General features: G+C 37.1%; 26 protein-coding genes. 1 reads left to right on the top strand and 25 read right to left on the bottom strand.

Going from position 1 to position 25617, the window contains the following annotated elements; all coding sequences use genetic code 11:
* Positions 1 to 93: 93 nt before the first annotated feature.
* From trmD to Q5760_RS16395, 18 genes are all read right to left on the bottom strand, one after another.
* Positions 94 to 828, bottom strand: a complete 735-nt coding sequence (gene trmD, locus Q5760_RS16310) for a tRNA (guanosine(37)-N1)-methyltransferase TrmD (RefSeq protein WP_428912608.1) — start codon at positions 826 to 828, stop codon at positions 94 to 96.
* The gene (gene rimM, locus Q5760_RS16315) at positions 828 to 1346 is read right to left on the bottom strand and encodes a ribosome maturation factor RimM (protein ID WP_428908682.1); all 519 of its coding nucleotides are present in this window, start codon (positions 1344 to 1346) and stop codon (positions 828 to 830) included. The genes trmD and rimM overlap by 1 nt, the downstream gene beginning before the upstream one ends.
* Before the next feature lie 12 nt (positions 1347 to 1358).
* On the bottom strand, positions 1359 to 1745 hold the full coding sequence (locus Q5760_RS16320) for a YlqD family protein (RefSeq protein ID WP_428908683.1): 387 nt from the start codon (positions 1743 to 1745) through the stop codon (positions 1359 to 1361).
* A gap of 83 nt (positions 1746 to 1828) precedes the next feature.
* Entirely contained in the window at positions 1829 to 2062 is a 234-nt protein-coding gene (locus tag Q5760_RS16325; protein WP_428908684.1) for a KH domain-containing protein, read from the bottom strand.
* 11 nt (positions 2063 to 2073) lie between these two features.
* Positions 2074 to 2346: a 30S ribosomal protein S16 gene (rpsP, locus tag Q5760_RS16330; protein ID WP_428908685.1), complete on the bottom strand. Its 273-nt coding sequence runs from the start codon at positions 2344 to 2346 to the stop codon at positions 2074 to 2076.
* A 212-nt stretch (positions 2347 to 2558) separates the two neighbouring features.
* The gene (gene ffh / locus Q5760_RS16335) at positions 2559 to 3911 is read right to left on the bottom strand and encodes a signal recognition particle protein (protein ID WP_428908686.1); all 1353 of its coding nucleotides are present in this window, start codon (positions 3909 to 3911) and stop codon (positions 2559 to 2561) included.
* A 12-nt stretch (positions 3912 to 3923) separates the two neighbouring features.
* A complete protein-coding gene (locus Q5760_RS16340) occupies positions 3924 to 4259 on the bottom strand; it encodes a putative DNA-binding protein (protein ID WP_428908687.1) in 336 nt (111 codons plus the stop codon).
* 466 nt (positions 4260 to 4725) lie between these two features.
* Positions 4726 to 5709: a signal recognition particle-docking protein FtsY gene (ftsY, locus tag Q5760_RS16345; protein WP_428908688.1), complete on the bottom strand. Its 984-nt coding sequence runs from the start codon at positions 5707 to 5709 to the stop codon at positions 4726 to 4728.
* A 38-nt stretch (positions 5710 to 5747) separates the two neighbouring features.
* On the bottom strand, positions 5748 to 9314 hold the full coding sequence (gene smc, locus Q5760_RS16350; RefSeq protein WP_428908689.1) for a chromosome segregation protein SMC: 3567 nt from the start codon (positions 9312 to 9314) through the stop codon (positions 5748 to 5750).
* Between the two features lie 12 nt (positions 9315 to 9326).
* Positions 9327 to 10091, bottom strand: a complete 765-nt coding sequence (rnc, locus tag Q5760_RS16355; RefSeq protein ID WP_428908690.1) for a ribonuclease III — start codon at positions 10089 to 10091, stop codon at positions 9327 to 9329.
* A 173-nt stretch (positions 10092 to 10264) separates the two neighbouring features.
* A complete protein-coding gene (locus Q5760_RS16360; protein ID WP_338469853.1) occupies positions 10265 to 10498 on the bottom strand; it encodes an acyl carrier protein in 234 nt (77 codons plus the stop codon).
* Positions 10499 to 10558: 60 nt separating this feature from the next.
* A complete protein-coding gene (gene fabG / locus Q5760_RS16365; protein ID WP_428908691.1) occupies positions 10559 to 11302 on the bottom strand; it encodes a 3-oxoacyl-[acyl-carrier-protein] reductase in 744 nt (247 codons plus the stop codon).
* The gene (gene fabD, locus Q5760_RS16370) at positions 11299 to 12246 is read right to left on the bottom strand and encodes an ACP S-malonyltransferase (protein ID WP_428908692.1); all 948 of its coding nucleotides are present in this window, start codon (positions 12244 to 12246) and stop codon (positions 11299 to 11301) included. Before fabD ends, fabG begins: the two co-directional genes overlap by 4 nt.
* Positions 12247 to 12271: 25 nt before the next feature.
* Positions 12272 to 13252: a phosphate acyltransferase PlsX gene (plsX, locus tag Q5760_RS16375; protein WP_428908693.1), complete on the bottom strand. Its 981-nt coding sequence runs from the start codon at positions 13250 to 13252 to the stop codon at positions 12272 to 12274.
* Between the two features lie 87 nt (positions 13253 to 13339).
* Positions 13340 to 13903: a transcription factor FapR gene (fapR, locus tag Q5760_RS16380; protein WP_428912609.1), complete on the bottom strand. Its 564-nt coding sequence runs from the start codon at positions 13901 to 13903 to the stop codon at positions 13340 to 13342.
* Between the two features lie 160 nt (positions 13904 to 14063).
* A complete protein-coding gene (gene recG, locus Q5760_RS16385; RefSeq protein ID WP_428908694.1) occupies positions 14064 to 16112 on the bottom strand; it encodes an ATP-dependent DNA helicase RecG in 2049 nt (682 codons plus the stop codon).
* Positions 16113 to 16188: 76 nt separating this feature from the next.
* Positions 16189 to 17865 carry a DAK2 domain-containing protein gene (locus Q5760_RS16390; protein ID WP_428908695.1) on the bottom strand — a complete coding sequence of 559 codons (1677 nt, stop codon included), beginning with the start codon at positions 17863 to 17865 and terminating at the stop codon, positions 16189 to 16191.
* Between the two features lie 17 nt (positions 17866 to 17882).
* Positions 17883 to 18245: an Asp23/Gls24 family envelope stress response protein gene (locus Q5760_RS16395; protein ID WP_428908696.1), complete on the bottom strand. Its 363-nt coding sequence runs from the start codon at positions 18243 to 18245 to the stop codon at positions 17883 to 17885.
* Positions 18246 to 18585: 340 nt separating this feature from the next.
* On the opposite strand from Q5760_RS16395, the gene rpmB reads away from it, so the two are divergent.
* Positions 18586 to 18774, top strand: coding sequence for a 50S ribosomal protein L28 (gene rpmB / locus Q5760_RS16400; protein ID WP_053475625.1), 189 nt, complete (start codon positions 18586 to 18588; stop codon positions 18772 to 18774).
* A gap of 273 nt (positions 18775 to 19047) precedes the next feature.
* On the opposite strand, the gene spoVM is transcribed toward rpmB, so the two are convergent.
* The 7 genes from spoVM to rsmB all read right to left on the bottom strand — a co-directional run bounded on the left by spoVM (position 19048) and on the right by rsmB (position 25617).
* Positions 19048 to 19131, bottom strand: coding sequence for a stage V sporulation protein SpoVM (spoVM, locus tag Q5760_RS16405; protein WP_428912610.1), 84 nt, complete (start codon positions 19129 to 19131; stop codon positions 19048 to 19050).
* A 120-nt stretch (positions 19132 to 19251) separates the two neighbouring features.
* On the bottom strand, positions 19252 to 19899 hold the full coding sequence (locus Q5760_RS16410; protein WP_428908697.1) for a thiamine diphosphokinase: 648 nt from the start codon (positions 19897 to 19899) through the stop codon (positions 19252 to 19254).
* Positions 19900 to 19966: 67 nt separating this feature from the next.
* Positions 19967 to 20611 carry a ribulose-phosphate 3-epimerase gene (rpe, locus tag Q5760_RS16415; RefSeq protein ID WP_428908698.1) on the bottom strand — a complete coding sequence of 215 codons (645 nt, stop codon included), beginning with the start codon at positions 20609 to 20611 and terminating at the stop codon, positions 19967 to 19969.
* A 1-nt stretch (position 20612) separates the two neighbouring features.
* Complete coding sequence (gene rsgA, locus Q5760_RS16420; RefSeq protein ID WP_428908699.1) at positions 20613 to 21494, bottom strand: ribosome small subunit-dependent GTPase A; 882 nt, start codon at positions 21492 to 21494, stop codon at positions 20613 to 20615.
* 31 nt (positions 21495 to 21525) lie between these two features.
* The gene (pknB, locus tag Q5760_RS16425; protein ID WP_428908700.1) at positions 21526 to 23499 is read right to left on the bottom strand and encodes a Stk1 family PASTA domain-containing Ser/Thr kinase; all 1974 of its coding nucleotides are present in this window, start codon (positions 23497 to 23499) and stop codon (positions 21526 to 21528) included.
* A complete protein-coding gene (locus Q5760_RS16430; protein WP_428908701.1) occupies positions 23496 to 24254 on the bottom strand; it encodes a Stp1/IreP family PP2C-type Ser/Thr phosphatase in 759 nt (252 codons plus the stop codon). Before Q5760_RS16430 ends, pknB begins: the two co-directional genes overlap by 4 nt.
* A 25-nt stretch (positions 24255 to 24279) precedes the next feature.
* The gene (rsmB, locus tag Q5760_RS16435; protein ID WP_428908702.1) at positions 24280 to 25617 is read right to left on the bottom strand and encodes a 16S rRNA (cytosine(967)-C(5))-methyltransferase RsmB; all 1338 of its coding nucleotides are present in this window, start codon (positions 25615 to 25617) and stop codon (positions 24280 to 24282) included.

Consider the following 25617-nt stretch of genomic DNA (forward strand, 5'->3'; position numbering starts at 1 on the left):
AAGTCACAAAATGTATAATAGCATAATTTAGAACGAAAAACAATAGCTGGTACCCTTCTAGAATAAAATATTTTTACATACATGGTGACAATTTCACAGCTCTTGTTTTATTTCCTCTAACCATTTTTTCTGCTGATCATTTAACTCAAAATCCTTTAATAAATCCGGGCGTCTTAGATAAGTTCTTTTTAAGGATTCTTTCCCTCTCCATTCTTCAATAAGACGATGGTTCCCTGACATTAATACCTCCGGAACCTTCATTCCTCTAAAATCAGCTGGACGGGTATAATGGGGATGTTCTAATAGACCTGTACTAAATGAATCTTTTATATGTGACTGTTCATTTCCTAAAACGCCGGGTAACAATCGAACGACACTGTCAATGATAACCATCGCTCCTAATTCTCCACCTGTTAAAACAAAATCACCAATCGAGATTTCTTCTGTGACAATATGCTCTCGGATCCGTTCATCATAACCTTCATAATGACCGCAAATAAAAATAAGATGCTCCGAATTTGATAGCTCCTCTGCTTTTTTCTGATCATAACGTTCCCCTTGAGGACATAGTAAGACGACTTTTGGCTTAGAAGAAGATTTTTGCGTTAAGTCATTCACTGCATCAAAAATCGGTTGTGGTTTTAATACCATACCTGCTCCGCCACCATATGGATAATCATCAACTGTTTGATGTTTGTTATCTGCGTAATCACGAAAGTTGACAATATTGTAGGCAACAGCACCTGTTTCTTCTGCTCTTTTTAAAATAGAATGACCTAATACACCCGAGAACATCTCTGGAAATATAGTCAAAACATCAATTTTCATCATGATAATAATCCCTCAATTGGTGTAATGATAATTTTTTTCTCGGAAATATTAATATCCTTTACAACATCCACAATATAAGGGATAAGCTGCTCTTTACCACCTTTACCTTTTACCACCCAAACATCATTTGCTCCAGGCGTTAATATTTCTTTCACTTTACCGATCTCCTCGCCCTGATCCGTGATCACGGTACAACCAATGATTTCGTGGAAATAAAATTCGTTCTCTGGAAGATCTGATAATTGACTTTCAGGGACCTTTAGAATCCCATCTCTAAACCCTTCCACTTGATTAATATTGTTATACCCTTCAAATGTCAATAAATCAAAGTTTTTATGGGTACGGTGTGATTGAACCTTAACCTCTAACGGTTGAGTTGAGTTTGGGAGAAAAATGTACAAGACGTTTCCTTTTTTATATCTTTCATGTGGAAAGTCTGTACGTGAAATCACTCTTACTTCTCCTTTGATTCCATGTGTATTAACAATTTTGCCAACATTAAACCACTTTTCCATATCTGTTCACCCCTATCTAATTTCAATGATGGTATCATCTTTGATGACTATAGCTCGTTCATTGGAAATATTACTCCAGTGATCTCCTTCATGTACATCAATTAGACCCTGCATTTCTTGTTCCTTTATTTCACTACCTAAAGGTAGCATATGTAATTGTTCCAGTTGAAACTCAATTTGTTGTATTTTATGAAGTCTCGTTTCAATTTCTTTATTAAATGATTTTACCAAAGATTCCTGCTGAAAGTTTTTCGTTTTTTCAAGTTTCTTCATTTGAAATTGTAATTGCTCGCATTCTTTATGTAATTGACTTTTTTCGGTATGATATTTATCTTGAAGATCCTGTTTGCTTTTTTCTGTTAATACGCGCAAAATTGAAACAGATTGTAATAATTTCATTTAAAGATCACCTGCTCTTTCAGTATGAACATATAGAAAAAGCGCAAACACCTTTAAATGGCTTTGCGCTTGTTCTATTCTTGCTACTCCTTAATTTCCAAGTACGCCTTTTTCTTTAGGGATGTGCTCGCAGCCGCATACACAACTGTACGAATGGCTTTTGCAACACGCCCCTGCTTACCAATCACTTTTCCCATATCACTTTTGTTAACAGAGAGTTGATAGGTAATTCGGGTTTCCTCTTCTTGGACCGTAACTTGTACATCATCTGGAAAATCAACAAGAGGTTTAACAATCGTTTCAATAAGTTCTTTCATAGCTGATACGATTACTTACCGTTTTTTAGGTTATGGAATTTCTCCATAATTCCTTGATTAGAGAAAAGGTTACGAACTGTATCAGATGGTTTTGCACCATTTTGTAACCATTTTAGAGCGATCTCTTCATCAATTTTAACTTCTGCCGGTTGAGCAACTGGATTGTAAGTTCCAACTGTTTCAATAAAGCGTCCATCACGAGCAGAACGAGAATCTGCTACTACAATACGATAGAAAGGAGTTTTTTTTGCTCCCATACGTTTTAATCTAATTTTTACTGCCATAATTAATCAGCACCTCCGAATAGTTTCACACAAGATATTATATTATCAATTGTTTTTATGTTTGTAAAGTATTTTTTCTTGTCAGTGTAAAATACTTCATTAAATCAAGTTTTCCTCGGCAAATTTGCACCTAGATTTTTATCGATCTAGCGCAATTAATATCTTTAAAAATCTACAGCATCTGCCAAAGACGTTAACTTCCTTCATGGGAGTTAAAATGGATTAAATGGTAGCTTAAACCCACCTTTTTTCTTACCTTTTTGACCCATTCCAGTCATTTGTTTCATCATTTTTTTCATGTCATCAAACTGCTTTAGTAAACGGTTTACTTCCTGTACAGAAGTCCCACTCCCTTTAGCAATTCGTTTGCGCCTGCTTGCATTGATGATTTCAGGTCGAACTTTTTCTTCTTTTGTCATGGATTTAATGATCGCTTCGACATGAGAAATTTGTTTTTCATCTACTTGAAGATTATTTAAGCCCTTAATTTTATTAGCGCCAGGCATCATTTTTAACAACTCATCAAGCGGTCCCATATTTCGAACCTGTCCAAGTTGTTCAAGGAAATCATCAAATGTAAACGAAGCAGTGCGCATTTTTTGCTCAAGCTCACGTGCCTTTTCTTCATCTACATTAGCCTGTGCTTTTTCAATTAGAGTTAGAACATCTCCCATCCCTAAAATACGAGATGCCATTCTTTCTGGGTGGAACGGTTCAATTGCATCCATTTTCTCCCCAAGACCAATAAATTTAATTGGTGTATTCGTTACAGAACGAATCGATAAGGCTGCTCCACCACGGGTATCCCCATCAAGTTTAGTTAAGACAACTCCAGTCAAACCAAGCTGTTCATTAAAGGATGCAGCCACATTGACAGCATCTTGACCTGTCATGGCATCAACCACTAAGAAAATCTCATGTGGACTTGTTAACTCTTTTATTTGTTTAAGCTCATCCATCAAGTCTTCATCAACATGCAGTCTTCCCGCTGTATCAATTAACACATAATCATGATGATCTTCTTTTGCTTTTTCAATGGCTTGTTTGGCAATCTCGACTGGGCTTACCTGATCCCCTAGGGAAAATACAGGCATACTGAGTTGCTTACCTAATGTTTCAAGCTGTTTAATGGCCGCTGGACGATAAATATCAGCTGCTACAAGCATAGGATTACGGTTATATTTCTTACGTAATAAGTTTGCCAGTTTTCCAGTAGTCGTTGTTTTTCCCGCACCCTGTAGACCAACCATCATAATAACCGTTGGTGGTCTTGTGGCTACAGCAATCTTACTCTGCTCTCCACCCATTAATTGCGTTAATTCTTCCTTAACAACTTTAATGACTTGCTGTCCTGGAGTTAAGCTTTTCATCACTTCTTGTCCAACAGAGCGTTCGCTGACTTTTTTTACAAATTCTTTAACAACTTTGAAATTCACGTCTGCTTCAAGTAAAGCAAGGCGAACTTCACGCATCATTTCTTTAACGTCAGCTTCCGTTACCTTACCCTTACCACGGATTTTTTGGATTGTACTCTGAAGTCGGTCGGCTAAACCTTCAAATGCCATGCATGCCGCCTCCTAATATTCTAATTTAGCAAGCTTTGTAACCAATTCAGACATTTTTTGAAGAGATGGTGAGTCTTCTTGTAAAAGCTCTTTCATTCCTTCAACAAGCTTACTTCTTTCTTGGAACTTTTCAAATAATAAAAGCTTTTTCTCATATTCTTCAAGCATGGATTCAGTCCGTTTAATATTATCATATACAGCTTGGCGACTTACATCGTACTCTTCGGCAATCTCACCTAATGAATAATCTTCTAAATAGTAAAGTGCCATGTAACTGCGCTGCTTTGGTGTTAACAACGATTGATAAAAATCATATAAATAATTCATTCTCGTTGTTTTCTCGAGCATCGCCATTCCCCCTATGTTAAGTAAAAAACCTTAACAACCAATAGTCTACACAAAGCCCCCATTATTGTCAAGAAAATTTACTTTACTCATTGAAAAGCGTAGGTGGCTTAGTAAAGGAACATCGACTAAAGGCCGCCATGTCCTGTGGCGAACGCCGATGTCTGCACATCCTGTGCAAGTCCGACAGGCATAAGATGGGATGGGGGGAAGGTTGCTCTTTACATTCTCACCGTCACAGCTTATGACCCCGAGGGGCTAGCCACCGCAGCTAGACAAACAGAAAAGCGGAAGCGCCTTAATAAAGGAGCATCGACTAAAGACCGCCACGTCCTGTGGCGAACGTCGATGTCTGCACATCCTGTGCAAGTCCCACAGGCATAAGATGAGATGGCGGGAAGGTTGCTCTTTACCTTCTCACCGTCACAGCTTATGACCCCGAGTGGCTAGGATCACTAGTTAGACAGGATTACTCTGGTTCTGCTATTCCAACAAATAATCCGTAAACGTATTTCTCGGCATCAAAGGATTGTAAGTCATCCATTTTTTCCCCTAGACCAACAAACTTAACGGGGATGTCCAGTTCATTTCTAATCGCTAGGACGATTCCCCCTTTGGCTGTTCCATCTAACTTTGTTAAGACAATACCTGATACATTTGTAGCTTCTTTAAAGGTTTTTGCTTGAATCATCGCATTTTGCCCTGTCGTCGCATCAAGAACAAGGAGTACCTCATGAGGAGCACCAGGGATTTCTCGTTCAATGACACGCTTCACTTTTTCTAATTCCTTCATTAAATTAACCTTATTTTGCAAACGCCCAGCCGTATCACATAAGAGTATATCTGCATTTCTTGATTTAGCAGCCTGAATGGCATCATACATAACTGCAGCAGGATCAGAACCGGCTGATTGTTTAATGACATCTACTCCAACTCTTTCTCCCCAAACCTCAAGTTGTTCAATAGCACCTGCTCTAAATGTATCACCTGCTGCCATCAATACCTTCTTACCTTCTGATTTAAATTGATGACCCAATTTCCCGATAGTCGTCGTCTTACCTACCCCGTTCACACCGACAAATAAAATAACGGTGAGTCCATTTTCTTGGATATTTAATTGTGTTGACTCATTTTCTCCATTTTGATAAATCTCAACCAATTTCTCGATAATCGTATCTTGAACATCTTTAGGATCTTGGATATTTTTTCTCTTAACCTCTTTTTTCAGTTCGTCTATTAAGTTCATGACTGTGTCAAAACCAACATCAGCCTGAATTAAAATTTCTTCTAGTTCCTCGAAGAATTCTTCATCCACTTTCCGATACCGAGAAACGAGGTCATTTACTTTTTCGGAAAAATTATTTCTCGTTTTTGTTAAACCCTCTTTAAATTTCTCTGTTACACTTTCCGTTTGTTTGGTGAATTTTTCTGTTAACTTCTTAAAAAAGCTCATATCATCACTTCCTATCAATAAATGGTTCGTCCCTTAGGCTACTGAGCCATTAATTCATGAGTATCCTCAAGGCGTACTGAAACAAGTTTGGAAACTCCAGATTCCTGCATGGTTACACCATATAGTACATCCGCTTCCTCCATTGTCCCTTTTCTATGGGTGATCACAATAAATTGCGTCTCTTTACTATAACTTTTCAAATATTGGCTGAAACGATATACGTTGGCTTCATCAAGCGCTGCCTCGACTTCGTCTAGAATACAAAATGGTACGGGTCGGATTTTTAAAATTGAGAATAAAAGGGCAATGGCAGTTAAAGCTCTCTCTCCGCCTGATAATAAGCCTAAATTTTGCAGTTTTTTTCCAGGTGGCTGTGCAACTATGTCAATACCTGTGTTTAATAAATCATCTGGATTTGTTAAACGTAAATCAGCTCTTCCACCACCAAATAATTCTTTAAACACAGATTCGAAATGAAAACGGACCCCTTCAAACGTTTGCTGGAATCTTTTCTTCATTTCTTCATCCATTTCATCAATTACTTGGAACAAAGTATCCTTTGCCTCAACTAAGTCATTTTTCTGCTCTAGTAAAAATTCGTAACGTTCAGAAACGCGCTCATACTCATCGATTGCACCTATGTTGACATTCCCTAATTCATCCAAAGCTAGCTTAATTAATTTCACTTTTTTCTTTGCCTCATCGATTGGAAGGCTAAGAGGAAATTCTTCTTTTGCTGCCTCAAAGGATAATAAATATTCCTCACTCAAATGGGCCAGTTTGTTATCTAACTCTACATCTAATCGATTCAAACGAACCTCTTCGTCCTTCATAACGCCTGTTAAACCTTTTATTTGACGTTTCAATTCTTTAATCTCTAAATCAAGATCATCATGTTTCCCTTGCAACTGTAGTCTCTCTTCACGCCTTGATGCAATTAGGGAGATCGTTTCATTTTTATCATGTAATTTCTCATGTGCTGCTTTTTCTAATTGAATTTCACCTGAAGAATTCTCAGACATCTCTGAGGTCAGTAATTGTAAGTCTTCCTTATAAAACTTCAGTTTCTTTTCACTTTCCTTTAAATCATTACTTACCTCTATCATTCTCTCTTTCAAATGATTTAATTGTTGATTTTTAGAGGCTACTAATACTTTTAATTCGCTTATTTCAGCCAACAAGGTGTCCTTTGATAAATTTTGTTGATCTTTTTGTTCGCTTAATTGCTGAATTTCATGATCAAGATGTAAAATATTTTTCTGGTACTCTAACAATAAGGCTTTAACAACTTCTTTTCGGTCCATATTCTTCCCATACTCATTCTCATATTCTTTTTTGCTTAAATCATAGACCGACAATCTCTCATTTAGATTTTTCTCTTGAAGCTCTGTTTCTCTAAGCTGAGATTGAATTCTTTGTTCTTTTAATCTTAATCCCTCACCCGTTTTACGAATTTGCTCCACATCTACTTCTTTATTCTTTACCTCATTCTTCAACTCTTTAACTTTGTCTTCTAGCTTGGCTGTTTTTTCAACCATGTCAGCAAGCTTAACCTTCACTTCATCCAATTCTGTTTTCCTAGATAATAATGAAGTCGAATTCTGCTTAACGGCACCGCCTGTCATTGATCCCCCTGCATTTACAAGATCACCTTCAAGGGTAACAAACCGACAGCGGTATTGAAGGAGCTTCGCCATTTCATTTGCTCCCTTTAAATCACTCGTTATCACCACAGTTCCAAGAAGATTCGTGATAACCTCATTATACTTGGTGTCATACGAAATTAGATCAGATCCAATTCCGATAAATGATGGATGACTTTCAATCATTCTTAACTGGTTTTGAGCAAGCTTTCTACCCTTAATGACATTTAAGGGCAGAAATGTAGCCCGTCCATAACGATTTTGTTTTAAAAATCCAATGGCAGCTCTTGCATGTTGTTCATCCTGTACGACAATATGTTGCATGCTTGCACCCAATGCCGTTTCAATCGCGACATCGTATTCTTTTGGAACAGAAATGATCTCAGCGATGGCACCTTCAATCCCCGTTAATACACTTCCTCTTTTCTTTAATACTTCTTTTACCCCTTGGAAAAATCCAGCGAAACCCTCTTCCATTTCTTCAAGCATTTCCTTACGAGATTTCGTTTGTTGAACATATTGATAAGCCTGATACAGGTTTTTTTCTTGTTTATCATACGAGTTCTTTAAGTTTTCAAGTTTTTGATTTTCTTCACGGTATAAAGCAATATGAGCATTCATTTCCTGCTTAACCGTTTCTAGCGACTCTTTTATTTCCGCTATTTTTAATTGGATGGCATCTCTCTCAGCAATATATTTTGCATTATCATCCACTTGCTTAACATTTCTTTTTTGTAATTGCTCTAACTGTTTTTCGATAAAGGTTAATTCATTTTTTGAAGCCGCCTGCTTGTTAAGAACCTCAATATATTCACTCTTTAAATCTTCAATTTTTTGTTCAATATTTTCATTTAACAGATTTAATTTTGTTTGTTTTTCTTTTAATTGATTTTTACAAGAAGTCGCCTCTTGTGTTAGAACACTAAGTTGATTTTCGAGAGTTTCTTTGTATTCTTGTAACTGTGCAACTTTTGTTGAAAGCTCGTCAACATTACTTTCTAACTGCTCTCTATTTTGTGAGGCATTTTTCTTTCTTTCTTTTAATACTTCCTTACGACCTTCAAGCTTTTCTAATTCTTCACTCGTTTGTAGAAGTACCGTCTGTAAATCATTAATGGATTCATCTAAAGCGGTCATTTGATCTCTTAATTGCTCAAACCCAGCTTCTTTTGCTTGCAGAGCTGTTGTTTGCTTTAATTCCATTTGTTTATATTCTTCAACGGTTTCGGTAAGTTTTTCCCATTTTTTATGAAGCTCTTCAATTTCATAAACCGTTACTGCTACTTCTACTTGTTGCAATTCTTCTTTTTGCGCTAGATAATCTTTTGCCATCGAAGCTTGAATTCTCAATGGTTCAATTTGACTTTCTAATTCAAAAAGAATATCACTCACTCGGTTTAGATTTTCTTCCGTATCTTTTAATTTACCCTCAGCTTGTTTTTTTCTTGTTTTATACTTTAATACACCTGCTGCTTCTTCAAATATGGTCCGTCTATCTTCTGGTTTACTATTAAGAATTTCTTCAACTTTCCCCTGACTGATAATGGAAAAAGCTTCCCGACCAAGTCCAGAATCCATAAAAAGATCAATAATGTCTTTTAATCTACATGCCTTTTTATTAATAAAAAATTCACTATCACCTGAGCGAAAAACTCGACGGGTCACACTAATCTCATTATAATCAATTGGCAGTGCTCCATCCTCATTATTCAATGTGAGAGTAACCTCAGCAAAGTTAAGAGCTCTTCTGGAATCACTTCCTGAAAAGATAATATCTTCCATTTTTGACCCACGAAGTGACTTTACAGATTGTTCTCCTAAAACCCAGCGAATAGCATCGGTTATATTGCTCTTTCCACTACCGTTAGGACCGACAACCGCCGTAACACCTGGAACAAAATCCACTGCTATTCGCTCAGCAAACGATTTGAAGCCTACTATATCCAATCGTTTTAAAAACACCTTAGTTCCTCCTTACTCTGGATGCGTTTCTGAAAGTGGTTTATGTAAATGTGTTTTAAGCTTCTCCAGAGCCATTTGAGCGGCATGTTGTTCTGCTGACTTTTTAGAGCGACCCGCTCCAGTGCCAATCTCAATTCCATTTAATAAAACGACTGAAACAAATTCTCGACTATGTGCAGGTCCTTTTTCAACTAAAATCTTATATTCAAGCGGTCCTGCATTGTCACGCTGAACCCATTCCTGTAACTGACTTTTAAAATCCATTACATATGAGAATACGCCTGCATCCACTTTAGGAAAGACAATTTTTTCTAAAAATTGATAAACGATTTCAATTCCTTTATCTAAAAATAATGAGCCGACAAAAGCCTCGAAAACATCGGCCAATAAAGCAGGTCTTGTTCTTCCACCCGTTAATTCCTCTCCTTTGCCAAGTAAAATATACTTACCGAAATCCAATTCATTGGCAAAGGAAACAAGAGAAGGCTCACAGACAATCGCAGCTCTTAATTTTGTCAGTTCTCCTTCACTCATCATCGGATATTTTTGATATAGAAATTTCGATACCGTTAATTCAAGTACGGCGTCTCCCAGAAATTCAAGCCTTTCATTATCTTCGTATGGTTTCCGCCTATGCTCATTAACATAAGATGAATGAGTAAAAGCTTGTTTCAAAAGTTTAATATTCGTATAAGAGATTCCGATCTTCTCCTGGAGTTCAATGAATTGTTTATCATTTGAACGTGTGGTTTTTTTCTCTTTTCCATACTTGCGCACGTAAATTCCACCTTATTATTTATATCACTTACTTATAAAAGTTTACGTAATAATAGATAAAAACGCAAAAGCTTTATAAAGCTTTTATCCATTAATTCATTCACATTTCCATTTTCTATCTATATATTGAAGAAAGCCCCGTAAAAAACGGAGCTTTTTCTTAAATCTAATGATTATAGTTTTGCTTGTATGTAAGTTACAGCATCACCGACTGTTGCAATCTTTTCAGCATCATCGTCAGAGATTTCCATATCGAATTCATCTTCAAGTTCCATAACAAGTTCAACTACATCTAGGGAATCTGCACCAAGATCATCTTTGAATGAAGCCTCTAATTTTACTTCAGATTCTTCAACACCTAAACGGTCTACAATGATCTTTGTTACGCGTTCTAATACTTCTGCCATTGTTTGTTCACCTCCCCTCAGGTCATTATAGAGGATTTCTATATAAAAGTGAAACCTTTTTTACATCACCATTCCACCATTTACATTGATGGTTTGACCTGTAATATACTTACTGTCGTCAGAAGCTAAAAATACGACAGCATTCGCAATATCTTTCGGTTCTCCAAATTGAGCTAATGGAATCATTTTTAGCATTTCATCTTGGATTTCTTTCGATAAAGTATCAGTCATTTCCGTAGTAATAAATCCAGGAGCTACAGCGTTAACCGTAATCCCTCTTGATGCAAGTTCTTTGGCACTTGTTTTTGTTAACCCAATTACACCTGCTTTTGCTGCTACATAATTAGCTTGTCCAGGATTCCCGCTAACACCAACAACAGATGAAATATTAATAATACGTCCGCTTCTTTGTTTCATCATTTGTCTTGTGACTGCTTTTGTACAAAGAAAAACGCCTTTTAGATTTGTATCTATTACAGCATCCCATTCGTCTTCCTTCATACGCATAAGAAGATTATCCCGAGTAATCCCTGCATTATTCACTAAAATATCAAGTCCACCAAATTGTTCAATGGTTTCCTTAATCATATTTGCCACTGAATCACTATTTGAAACATCACACTGAACAGTAAATGCTTCTCTTCCTAGCGCTTTAATTTCATCAACGACTTCGTTAGCTTTCGCTTCACTTCCAGCGTAATTGACAGCAATATCCGCGCCCTGTCTAGCTAATTCAAGGGCGATTTCTCGACCGATTCCTCTTGAAGCGCCCGTTACCAATGCTTTCTTTCCAACTAGTTTCATCGTGTTCCCTCCTTTAGTGCTTCCATTACAGCTTCACTTGTTTCAATATCAGATACAGCATAGGTCTTCACAGAGCGACTCACCTTTTTAACAAGTCCTGATAAAACTTTCCCTGGACCTATTTCAATAAATGTATCTACACCTAACTCAATTAAATTTTCCACTGTTTTTTCCCATTGTACAGGAGAATAAAGTTGTTGAATTAGCTTCGTTTTAATTTCTGTTGGTTCTGTCATTGGTGTTGCCGTAACATTAGCTATAACAGGGACCTTTGCTTGATGAATCGTCATTTCTTCCAGTACCTCTGCTAATTTTTCAGCGGCTGGTTCCATTAGCTTCGAATGAAACGGTCCGCTTACTTCAAGGGGAATCACACGCTTAGCACCTGCTTCTTTAGCTTTGACTCCAGCAAGTTCAACTCCTCTTGTACTTCCAGAAATCACGATTTGACCAGGACAATTAATATTCGCTAATTGAACAGGATCTCCACTTTCTGTGACTTCATTCGTTACTTCTGTGAGTTTGTCACGATCAAGTCCTAGTACAGCCGCCATTGCTCCTTCACCATTTGGTACAGCATTTTCCATAAATTCTCCTCTTTTACGAACTGCATATACGCCTTCTTCAAACGAAAAAGCACCTGCAGCCACAAGAGCAGAGTACTCTCCTAAACTATGACCCGCTACATAGTCTGGTGTTATCCCAGATTGTTTAAAATGTTCAAGTATTGCCATACTCGTTGTTAACAATGCTGGTTGAGTATTCTTCGTTAAAGTGAGTTCATTTTGCGGACCTTCAAAAATGAGGTTTGAAAGCGGAAAGTCTAATTTTTGATCTGCATCTTTAAAAAATTGTTCTGATGGTTTATAAGACTCTGCTAATGTCCTCCCCATCCCAACTGTTTGCGAACCTTGCCCTGGAAAGATAAATGCTACTTTACCCATTTTTTCCTCCTACATGATCTTCTATTTATTTTTGTACAGCTTCTTGAATTTTTTCGATTACTTTATGATCAACCATTGTTTTCGCTTGTCTAATGGCATTGTAGATTGCATTAGCGTCAGATGAACCATGCGCCTTAATAACCGGAGCCTTTAAACCAAAAAGTCCAGCGCCACCATATTCTGAGTAATCCATTTTCGTTTTTAATCCGTATAGATTTGGTTTAAGTACCGCTGCCGCTAATTTGCTCTTCATACTCGACATAAGAGAAGTTTTTAACATCTTCATAATGGACATGGCCGTACCTTCGATCGTTTTTAACACCATATTTCCAGTAAACCCATCTGTTACTACTACATCAGCAACGCCATTAAGCAGATCTCGAGCTTCTACATTACCAATAAAGTGAATATCTGCTTTTTGTAAAAATTCGTATGTATGTTTTGTTAGTTCATTTCCCTTTTTTTCTTCTGTTCCAATATTTAATAAACCTACTCGCGGTTTATCGATTCCCCTTACTTTTTCACTATATACCGAACCCATTAATGCATACTGAACTAGATGTTCTGGTTTTGCATCAGCATTGGCTCCAACATCAAGTAAAACAAAGCCTTCTCCTCCAATGGTTGGTAAAGTTGGAGTTAAAGCTGGACGTTCAATCCCTTCAATTCTGCCAACAATAAATAAGCCAGCAGCCATTAAGGCACCTGTATTTCCTGCTGAAATACATGCATCTGCTCTTCCTTCACTCACTTCTTTTGCAGCCAAAACCATGGAAGCATTTTTCTTTCTGCGTACTGCTCTCACAGGCTCATCAGTTCCAAGGATTACCTCATCTGTATGAATAATTTCAATTCTTTTGGAATCCTTTATGTATTCCTTTATTTTTGTTTCATTTCCAACGAGTACAACCTCAAGGTCAGAAAAGGCTTCTACCGCCTTTACTGCACCTAAAACAATTTCTTTAGGGGCGTGATCTCCACCCATTGCGTCTATTGCAATTCTCATGATTGTTGTTCACAACTCCTTATCCACCATCCACGTTTAAGCCTTGGAATATGGTTTGGCGAGGATTTCTATGTTAAGACTTCTATTTTATTCTTTCGTTCGATACATCTCAAAATTCCCTTTAAAAACGAGCTCTTGATTCACATAACTATTCACTTCTACAGTGGTCCGACCTGTTTCACGTTCATTCTTTACAACTCTCGCTTTAGCTACCACACGTTCATTTTCCCTAACAGATTGAATAAAGTGGATATTGGCTTTTGCTGTTAAGGCTATTTTCTCGTCCATAAGAGCAACAGCTAGAGAATTGGCCTGTGCAAACAAATGATGTCCACGAGCAATGCCATTTCGTTTAAAAACATGCTCACTTTTTACATCAAAAATAGAGATGGCTGTTTTATCCAATTCAATATCAATAATTTCACCAATTACCTCTTCAATGGGAAGGGATCGGACTTCGTTATCAAACTTTGTTTCTGCTACATTTTTAATTCGTTCTCTTAGCTCAGGAATGGATAACTCAAGACGATCCAAACGAATCGTTTGTACACTAACAGAAAACTGCTCTGCTAATTCTTCATCGGTTACAAACGGATTTTCTTTTATAGTCTGCTGTAAATTCTTTTGTCTTTCCCGTTTATTTCTTTTCATTTTGACACCATCCATGATACTAAGACTAGGTACTAAAAGTAGTATATAATTAAGAAAAGCAGATTGCAAGAAATAAAGTGAAACTTCCATATGAGGATATTTTCTTTCCCCCTTCATTGAAAAGTTTCACTCCTTGCAAACCTGCTTTAATTTAGAAATATTAATCTAATTTTTCACCTTTAAGTACACCCGTAGACGTTAAATAATCTCTTAACGGCGTATATTCTTCTGCTTCCCAAAAATAAGAAGATTCTACTAAAATAGTAGCATCCTGTCTCGCTGTTTCTAATGCCGCAAAATCATGCACCATGTCAGCGATTTTAAACTCTGGGATACCGCTTTGTTTTTTCCCAAAGAAATCCCCTGGTCCACGCAGTTCTAAATCCCTTTCACTAAGAACAAACCCATCATTTGTTTCAGTCATTATCTTCATTCTTTCTTTACCTGTTTCAGATTTAGGATCAGCTAATAAAATACAATAGGATTGCTCACTGCCACGACCCACACGTCCTCTTAATTGGTGGAGCTGTGATAGACCAAAGCGTTCGGCATCATAAATGACCATTAGCGTCGCATTTGGTACATTAACTCCGACTTCCACAACAGTAGTAGAAACAAGGACGTGAAATTTATTTTCACTAAATGCCTCCATGACCTCGTCTTTTTCATCTGCTGGAAGTCGACCGTGCATAAGACCAATTTTAAAGCGATCTTGAAAATAGTGAACAAGAGAACTGTGAACATCTATGGCATTTTGGACATCAAGTTTGTCCGATTCCTCAATTAATGGACAAATGACATAGGCTTGATGACATTTTTGCAGTTCTTTTTCAATAAAGCCTAGAACACGATCCATCATTTCAGGCTTGACCCAATACGTTTCAATTGTTTTTCTACCAGCGGGCATTTCATCGATAATGGATACATCCATTTCTCCAAAAGCTGTGATCGCTAATGTTCGCGGAATAGGAGTCGCTGTCATAAATAGAACATCTGGACTTTCACCTTTTTCACGAAGAATTCGGCGCTGTTCCACACCAAAACGATGCTGTTCATCTGTAATCACTAATCCAAGTTGTTTAAACTCAACTTCATCTTGAATTAAGGCATGGGTTCCAATTAAAATATCAATTTCCCCTGATTTTAGCTGTGAAAGAATTTCTTTGCGGCGTTTCCCTTTTATTGAACTGGTTAATAGTTCACAGCGAACCCCAACAGGTTCAAATAAATTTCTCAAAGATTCAGCGTGCTGTCCGGCCAAAATTTCAGTTGGCACCATCAAAGCCCCCTGATATCCGGCAGTAACAGAGGCGAATAAACAAATAGCAGCTACTGCCGTTTTTCCCGATCCTACATCCCCTTGTAAAAGACGATTCATTCGATATGGACTTTCTAAATCCGAAAGAATTTCATTCACTACCCGATTTTGTGCGTTTGTTAAGGGAAAAGGTAAATGATTAATAAATCCAGTTACCCTTTCTGAAGAAAACTCTTGCCGGATTCCAGCAGAATTTTCTCTTTCCATTTTTCTAAGCGCCTGCATTTTTAATTGAAATAAAAGAAACTCTTCATAGACAAGGCGCCTTCTGGCTTGTTTTAACTCTTCTCCATTTTTAGGATAATGTATAAACCTTAAAGCATCTTTTCTATTTATTAATTTATATTTCTGTCTTAATGATATAGGAATCGTTTCTTCTACATGTTGACCGAATTGTTTAAAAGCCAGATATATGCAACGTCTGATTCCCTTCACAGTCATATTGCCTTTTACAGGATAGACCGGTTCAAAATCCTGAGCGTTTGAAGTTCCACCTATCTTTAATTCGTTAGCCGTTAATGTTTGTCTATGAGCATCCCATTTTCCAGATACTGTAACCGTTTCGTTAATCGTTATTTTATTCTTTAAGTACGGTTGATTAAATAAGACAACACTTATTAAATAACGATCAACAAGTAAACGGAGAATCAAACGAGATCGTTTTCTCCCATAATAGGTAAGAGAAGGTTCACTATGAACCTTCCCTTGTATCGTGATTTTTTCATCATGTTTTACATCCGCCAAATCACGCAGGCGATAATCTTCATAACGGTATGGCAAATGAAATAATAAATCTTCTACATGATAAATATTCATTTCAGCAAGACTTTGAGCCGTTTCTTCACCGATGCCTCTAATTTCCGTAACTGATTGCTTTAAAAAGTTTGTCACTTCATTTTCGCAAGCGAAAGGGACCTCTCGCTGCTGCCAACCCTCCTTGCATCTCTATTTCTTAAGGGATAGCGTCCTACTCTACTGAAATAATAAAAGGATACAACGGTTGATTTCCGTTATGCACTTCTACTTCAACATCCTCATACTGTTCTTCAATTAATTTGATTAATGTAGCCACATCATCTTCTGTTGCATCTTCACCTTGCAAAATAGTCACAATCTCAGAATCTTCATCAATCATACTTTTTAACAATTCACTAGCCGTGACTCTTTTGTCTTTGTTTTTAACGATGATTTTTCCATCTAAAATTCCCATAAAATCATCTTTTTCAATGGATAGACCATCAATAGTCGTATCACGAACAGCAAATGTAATTTGACCTGTTTTGATAGATTCAAAAGCCTGAGTCATATTCTTCTTATTCGCATTTAAATCAGCATTAGGATTAAAAGCCAGTAAAGCTACCATACCTTGTGGGACGGTTTTAGACGGAACCACAACTACTTCTTCATCACTTAATTCTGCCGCTTGCTCTGCAGCCAGAATAATATTTTTATTATTCGGCAGAATAATGACCTTTTTAGCATTCACTTCTTTGATTGCTTTAACAATGTCCTCTGTACTCGGATTCATGGTTTGTCCGCCTTCAATGACAGAACCTGCTCCAATACTCTTGAATAACTCGGCAAGACCGCTACCCATCGAAACCGTTACAACCCCATATTCTTGCTTTTCTTTTTGTTGCTTAGGCTTGTTCTCGATAGCAGGTGATTCTCCAACAATATTCGTATGTTGCTGGCGCATGTTTTCGATTTTCATATTAATTAAGCTGCCATATTGCTGACCATAATTTAACACTTCACCAGGTTGTTCAGAGTGGATATGAACTTTTACTACTTCTTCATCCGAAATAACTAATAAAGAGTCACCATATTCGCTTAAATCCTGTCGAAACGTTTCTTCTGAAAAGGTCTTTTTTGCACGCTTTTTATCTTGTAAATTCACCATAAACTCCGTACAGTATCCGAAAACAATATCTTCTGTGTTCATATGGCTTTGGACACTCATATGATGTTCAGCATTTACAAGTTCATCCATAGAAGGTAATTCTTGCGCTAATTGGGGCAATGTTTCTCCATTTAATTGGGCTAAGAAACCTTCATAAACAAAAACAAGCCCTTGACCACCGCTATCTACTACCCCCACTTCCTTCAATACAGGTAACAGATCAGGAGTGCGCTTTAAAGAAGCTTTTGCTTCCTTTACGACTTCACTCATAACAAGAATAAGATCCTCATTTTTTTCAGCTGCTTTAACTGCTGCCTTAGCTGAATCTTTGGCAACAGTTAGTATGGTTCCTTCAACCGGTTTCATTACCGCTTTATACGCAGTTTCAACGCCCGATTGTAAGGCTTGGGCAAATTCTTGACTCGTTATGACTTCTTTCTTTTCAATCGCTTTAGAAAAACCACGAAATAGTTGGGATAAAATTACTCCAGAGTTCCCTCTTGCCCCCATTAATAATCCTTTAGAAAGTGCCGAGCCGACTTTTCCTATATGTTCTGTTGTCTGTTGTTTTACTTCTTTTGCACCTGAACTCATTGATAAATTCATATTCGTTCCAGTATCTCCATCTGGAACCGGAAAAACATTCAGTGCATCTACGTATTTTGCATTAGCAGATAAATGATTGGCACCTTGAATGACCATTTGGGCAAACTGGTTACCATCCAAAACTGTTATTGACACAAATCTTCCTCCCTCAATCACGGATTCGTTACACGAACACCTTGTACGAATATATTTACTGTGTCAACGGCAAGTCCAACTGTTTTGTCCAATGTATACTTTACTTTCGATTGAACATTATGGGCGATCTCAGAAATTTTTGTTCCGTAACTAACGATAATATACATATCAATGTGAACTTGATCGTCTTCTTGACGTACGATGACACCACGAGTAAAATTTTCTTTCCTTAATATATCGGTTAACCCATCTTTTATTTGATTTTTAGATGCCATCCCTACAATTCCATAACAATCCACTGCCGCTCCACCTGCAATTGTAGCGATTACATCATTTGAAATATCGATTTGTCCGTATGTAGTAGTTAATTCGATGGACATGAGTTACTCCCCCTTTTGGAAATTGCTCCTTGACTAAACACATTTTACTATAATGAATCTTTTTTTGAAAGGTATTCTTATTATGCGCTAATATTCATAAAATTATCTTCCAGTGAATTTTAATCTATACCCGATTTTTATTGCATTCATCATTTTTGTGTGATAAATTATTAAGGTATATTTTAATGGACGAAAAACGCCATCTAAATCGTTTTTCACATTATAACATAACAGACTCTGGTGTTTGTAGACCACCAATGTGGTACTTCAACCAGCGTTGATAAACATTGTAACTGAACTGTAAGAAGTTTTCAGTTTTTGCAGCAAGGAGGGAAAATAAATGCCACGTAAATGTGTAGTAACTGGAAGAAAGACAACTACAGGTAACGCACGATCTCACGCAATGAACGCAAATAAACGTACTTGGGGTGCAAACCTTCAAAAAGTTCGTATTCTTGTTGATGGAAAGCCAAAGCGAGTTTGGGTTTCTGCAAGAGCACTACGTTCTGGAAAAGTTGAACGAGTATAACATGTATGACGCTCTTATAGGGCGTCATTTTTGTTGTATTTTTCGGTTTCATATTGATTTAGATTACTGTTGATTGTAGTGCAAGGCACGAAGGCTCTTTGCGAAAAAAACGAAACAGGCCAAACACCTTAAGTCACGAAGTGTTAAGGTTGCTCGGGGTTGAGTGAGCGGAAAGCGAAATGCCTGAATCAGAAACCAACAACCAAGGTAACTGGGCTTATAGTAAAAATGCACTCATCAATTGAGTGCATTTTTAACATTTATTTACCTAGGTTAGTTATCTTTTTTCATCGATCCCAATACTGCGCGGACAATTCCCCCTAAGAACTTTGGTAATTTAATCGTATAAAATCTCATTATTTGTCCCTCCTCGAACAGCACAAAATAAAGTCTATGTCACTATTAACCACGAAAATTTCCTAGACCACTCTATCTTATTCAAAAAATTAAAATAAGTACTTTTAAATGAAAAGCAAATTAATCACTGCTTCTTATTATCATTAATATGCCATTTGAAAAAGAAAAAGTACCAAAATCGTTAAGAATCTCATTACTTATACATAGTGTGGAGCCTACTTCGATATGACGATTTGTTAATGGATACTTAAATCCCTTTAGAGTAAGACCCCGGACTTCATGTGAGATGGGGATAAAAGAAACATATTTTTTTTCATCTAATTTTTCAATTGCATAAGCCCCTGGCTTTTTTACAAAGATAATATTTTGTCGATCAATGATTTCGATGTCTTTAAAAAACTTACTTTGAATGGCCTGAATAAGTAATTGGATATTTCCAAACATATGATCAAGACGCCCACCCGTTGCACCAAAAATTCGAATTTTTTCCGGCTCTTGATTTAATGCCCAACTTAACGCCAGCTCCATATCGGTTTCATCCTTTTCAGGAACATGTCGAACTATTCGCTCCACCTTTTTTTCAATTTCCTGCAATTCTTCTTCTGAAACAGAATCAAAGTCTCCAAACGCCATTTTTGGGATGATTTTTTTTGATAATAATGTATATACCCCACGATCTACCCCAACCCAAATGACTTGGTCATTATGATAGGTTTCTAAATGAGGGAGCAAATCAATAGGGCCTCCTGCCAAAATATGTATGATCATACTCTTCCCTTTCTTTCCCTAAAATAAAAGAAGCCGCATCAAATGCTGACTTCTTTTTATTGAGATTTTATCCTTTTAAAGCAGATATCGCTTTTCCACGATCTTCTTGATCGTATACAGCAGAGCCTGCTACTAAGACCGTTGCCCCTGCTTCAACACATGCGCGTGCTGTCTGTTCATTTACTCCTCCATCAACCTCAATTTCTAGGTTAATCCCTTTTTCTGTAGCTAATTCTCGTACTTGCTTAATTTTCGATAACACGGATGGAATAAACTTCTGACCACCGAAACCTGGATTTACAGACATTAATAACACCATGTCAAGTTCTTCAATAATAGGTTCAATCCATTGAACTGGTGTTGCAGGATTTAATACAACGCCTGCTCTTACTCCAAACGATTTAATCAGTTGAATCGTCCGATGTAGATGAGGACATGCTTCTACATGAACCGTTATATAATCTGCACCCGCTTTTGCAAAAGCTTCAATATACCGGTCAGGATTTTCGATCATTAAGTGAACATCAAGTGGAAGTTTTGTAATCGGTCTGATACTCTCCACTACTAGTGGACCTATTGTAATATTGGGAACAAAATGTCCATCCATCACATCTACGTGAATAAGCTCAGCCCCACCTTGCTCCACATCTTTAATCTCACTGCCTAATTTTGAAAAGTCCGCTGAAAGAATAGACGGTGCTATTTTAACCATGTTAATACCTCGGCTTTCTACTTTTTATTTCTTCTAAGAAATCCTTATAATGTTCGTACCGATAGGAAGGAATATCTCCATTCTCTAAACCCTTTTTCACAGCACATTTGGGTTCAGAGATATGAAGACACCCTCTAAACTTACAATCCTCACTGAGTTTTTGAAATTCTGGAAAACACTCATTTAGATCCTCTGCTTCTAATTCCGTAAACTCCAAAGAACTAAAACCGGGAGTGTCTGCAACAAGTCCTTCACCAATTTGAATTAATTCAACATGTCTTGTGGTATGCTTCCCTCTTCCAAGATGATTGGAAATATCATTTGTTTTTAAATCTAGATCAGGTCTAAGTGCGTTTAACAATGACGATTTTCCTACACCAGATTGTCCAGCAAATACTGAAATAGCACCATTTAAATACGGGACTAATTTCTCGATTCCTTCTTCTGTCTCCGATGAAGTTAGCAATACAGTGTATCCTGCTTTCTTGTAATCAAGAGCAATCGTTTCAATTTGTTGTTTTTGTATATCATTGATTAAATCCACTTTTGTGACGCAGATAATGGGTTGGATCGAATTATATTCAATTAATACAAGAAAACGGTCTAAAAGGGCTGTACTAAATTCTGGCTCTGTTGCCGAAAACACTAGAATCGCTTGATCCACATTGGCAATAGGAGGCCGTACAAGGCTATTTTTTCTTTCCTTTACTTGGAGAACATAGCCCTCCAAGTCATTTTCAGCTTGAAAAACGACATCATCTCCAACTAAAGGGGTAATTTTATTTTTCCTAAATACCCCTCTGCTACGGCATTGAATGATTTTTCCATCACATATTACGTAATAAAAGCCGCTCAATGCTTTTACAATTTTGCCTTCAGGCATAGCAACGCTCCCTTATATTTTATTTTCAAGTTCATTCGTCTTTCGGATAACTTACGGAATCTGACGCAATCTCTTGATCACCCACCATAATTCGATAACTTGCAACAGTATCAGGTGCTATCATTAAATCAATCGTTCTTGTTTCATTTTGTGTAATAGCAAACGTATCATATGGTTCGTCCATATCATGATCCATATCCTCAACGAAAATGTGTACGATTTGTGGTGCGCCTGCAAGTTCAGCATTATAAGGAATAAGGACCTCCACCCTTTCTGATTTAGGTGGTAGCTCTTTTGCTCCTTTTGAAATAATCACAGTGATTTTACTATCTTTTTCTACCATCGTACCGGGTTTTGGATCCTGTGAAATCACATTGCCTTTTGAAATGCTTTCATGATACTCTTCTTGCGAAACATCTGCAATGAGTCCAGCATCATCCGCATATGCCTGAACCCCTGCGGCTGTATAACCACTCAAATCCTTTACTTTAATTTTTTCCGGACCTTTACTAACCTCAAATTCCAAGATAGTTTCTTCCGGAACGACTTCATTTCCTTGCGGGTAATTTTGACCGAGAATGGTTCCAGGAACAGAATCATCGTGAATTTCTATTTTCTTAATATCCTTAAACTCTTTGTCGTTTAACGAGGCTACAACATCATTGAAATTCCTACCTTTATAATCTAAAAGTTTGAATTTTGCTTTCCCTGTACTTTTATATATAATAATTTCCGTACCTTCTTTTGCCATTCTACCTGCTTTCGGATCTGTTCTTATAACATCACCATCTTTAATTTCTTCATCACTTATTTCCTTTGTTTCACCAATGATAAATCCAGCAGTGACAAGCTTTAAAACAGCTTGGTCTATAGACAATCCAGCAACATCTGGTACCTCTATATCCTTTGGCGAAAGCAAGGCAGGCAGAAATAGAAATATCGCTATCATCAAAAGCACTAACGCACTAAAAATAGAAATTAAAATGATTGGCAATTTTTTACTTTTCTTTTTACTCTTATTCTTTTGAACTGGTTGTACAGGTTGTTCATTCTTTTTCGTCGTTTCATTAGCATGGACAATGGTTTCATCTAAATTAGAAAAAGACGTATCATCGGTTATGATAGGGATTGCCTTTGTAGCATCCTCATCAACCGGAATCATAAATTTTGGTTCATCAGCACGAATTGGATCTAGTGCAGTTCGGATATCTTCTTCCATCTCCTCTACACTTTCATAGCGATGAAAAGGATCCTTTGCCGTTGCCCTTAACACAATATTTTCTACACTTTGTGGAATGTTCGGATTCCATCTGCGTAGTGATGGAGTTTCTGTTTGTAAATGCATTAACGCAATGGAAACAGCTGATTCTCCTGAAAATGGCAATCTTCCCGTTAATAATTCAAACATCACAATCCCAAGAGAATAGATATCCGATTTATGGTTTGCCACTCCACCCCTTGCCTGCTCAGGTGATAAATAATGAACAGAGCCAAGAACAGAATTGGTTTGGGTGATACTTGTCGCACTTAAAGCCATGGCAATACCAAAATCCGTTATTTTAACATTGTTTTTTTCATCTAGTAATATATTCTGCGGTTTGATATCACGGTGAATGATATGATTTTGATGGGCATGTGAAATAGCCGATGTAATTTGCCTCATAATCGAAAGCGCATTTTCAATGGGTACTGGTGAATGTAATTGTATGTATTGTTTAAGGGTTTGACCCTTTACATGTTCCATTACAATATAGTAGATGGAATCCTCTTCACCCACATCATAAATACTGACAATATTTGGATGTGCCAGACTTGTGGCTGATTGTGCTTCCCGATGGAATCGACGAATGAACTCTTCGCTATTTGCAAAGTCTAATCGCAATACTTTGACCGCTACATCTCTGTCCAGTATCATATCATGAGCTAAATAGACATTTGCCATTCCACCCCCGCCTATCATTTCTAATATCTTATAGCGGTCGCTTATTCGTTTCCCAATCATCATTGTTCATCACCATTTGTATCATCGCGATTAAACTCCACAATGATTAGGGTTATATTATCCTCGCCCCCATACTCATTAGCTAAATCAATGAGTGTAGACGCTTTTTCTTCTATTGATTTTTCACTCTTTAACGTACGAGCCATTTCTTCTTCATTCACCTTGTTTGATAATCCGTCAGAGCAAAGGAAAAGGATATCATTTTCTTCAAATACGATTGTTTTAATATCATAATCAACCACAACCTCTGTGCCTAGAGCCCTTGTTAAAACATTTTTCCGTGGATGGTGCTCAGCATCTTCCTTTGAGATTTGTCCGGTTTTTACAAGTTCATTTACAAGAGAATGATCTTCTGTAATTTGCGAAAAACCCGATTCATTGAAAATATAGCAACGGCTGTCACCTATATGGGCAATCGTTGAAAAGGATTCAGTAATAATGCCAGCGACAATGGTAGTACCCATTCCCTCACACTCTTGATTATTTTGAGCATGTTGGTACACAGTCAAGTTTACAAGCTTAATCTGTTCTTGAAACCAATTTTCAGCCTCTTCAGCGGTTTTAATCCTCTCTGTTTCTTCCCATTTTTCTTTTAATTTCTGAATCGTTAGATGGCTAGCGACATCACCTGCACGATGTCCTCCCATGCCATCAGCGACAATGGCAATACGCTGATGGGCAAGATTTAAGAAAACGCCGCCATTATCCTCATTATGCTGTCTCACTTTTCCTTTGTCTGTCATAAAAATGGCTTTCATACCATCAATCACCTTCTTTTACCGATCAATTTTTTCTTAAACAAGCAATATAAAATCCATCTGAATTAAAATATTGTGGTAAGATTTGAACTTCACCATTTTTTACGAAGGAGCGTAATTTTGAAGGCATCCGTTCTCCTAAACTGATATCTCGCACAAACTCTGAATGATCCTTAAGGAATTCATTAATAACTTGTTGATTTTCTTCTGGATCAATTGTACATGTACTATATACTAGAATACCATCTTTTTTTAATAAAGGCGCTACAGATTCTAGTAACGTTTTTTGAATTTTTTGGAGTTGGAAGACATCTTCCTCTTTTTTCGTATATTTAATATCTGGCTTTCTTCTGACTACACCTAAGCCAGAACAAGGTGCATCCAATAATATCCGATGAAAAGAGTCATTCTCAAAATGCTGTTGAACTAGACGGCTATCCATTGTCATGGTTTCAACATTTGAGAGTTCTAATCTCTGAGCATTTTCCTTAATTAATTTTACTTTATGATCATGTAAGTCTAATGAATACACACAGCCTGTCTTGTTTAATTTTTCCGCAATATGGGTCGTCTTGCCACCAGGAGCAGCACAGGCATCTAAAATATGCTGGCCTTCTTCAACACCAAGTGCTAAAGCAACTGCCATAGAACTCTCATCTTGAATCGTTAATAGCCCGCTCTTAAAAGCTTTAGAATGGGCTAAATTCCCCTTTAAACAGTAAATAGCCTCAGGTATAACAGAGCTCTTCTCAACGTCATATCCCTCATCTGTGAGCGCTTGAATACATTGCTCCACAGTTGTTTTTGTAAGATTTACTCTTGCAGTCAAAACAGGGGTTGTTAAGTTCAACTCACACATCTTTAGCGTTTCATCATATCCAAATTGATCTACCCATCTTTTAACAAGCCATTCGGGATGGCTTGTACGGATCGACAATCTATGAATCGGATCCTTTATGGATTCGAACGAAGGAAGACCTTCTCTTTGAATACTGCGTAAAATTCCATTAACCAAACCAGAAATTCCTTTATGTCCCCTTTTTTTAGCGATTTCAACCGCTTCAAAAATCGCTGCACGATCGGGAACTTTATCCAAATACACCATTTGATAGAGGGTTAGTCTTAATAATTGAATCACCCAAGTTTCAATTTTTTTGTTTTTCCGAACAAATGGAGATAAATAAAAATCTAGGGTCATTTTTCTCTGGATAGTTCCGTAGGTTAATTCAGTTAACAATCCAATATCCTTTTCATTCAATTGATTCTTCTTTATAGATTGATTCAAAAGTAAATTACTATAAGATTGATTTTTATCAACCATTTCTAAAATATCAAGCGCTGTTTCTCTTACATTTTTTTTCAT

It is taken from the genome of Niallia sp. Kr1, assembly GCF_050389805.1.
Lineage (GTDB): Bacteria > Bacillota > Bacilli > Bacillales > Cytobacillaceae > Bacillus_BD.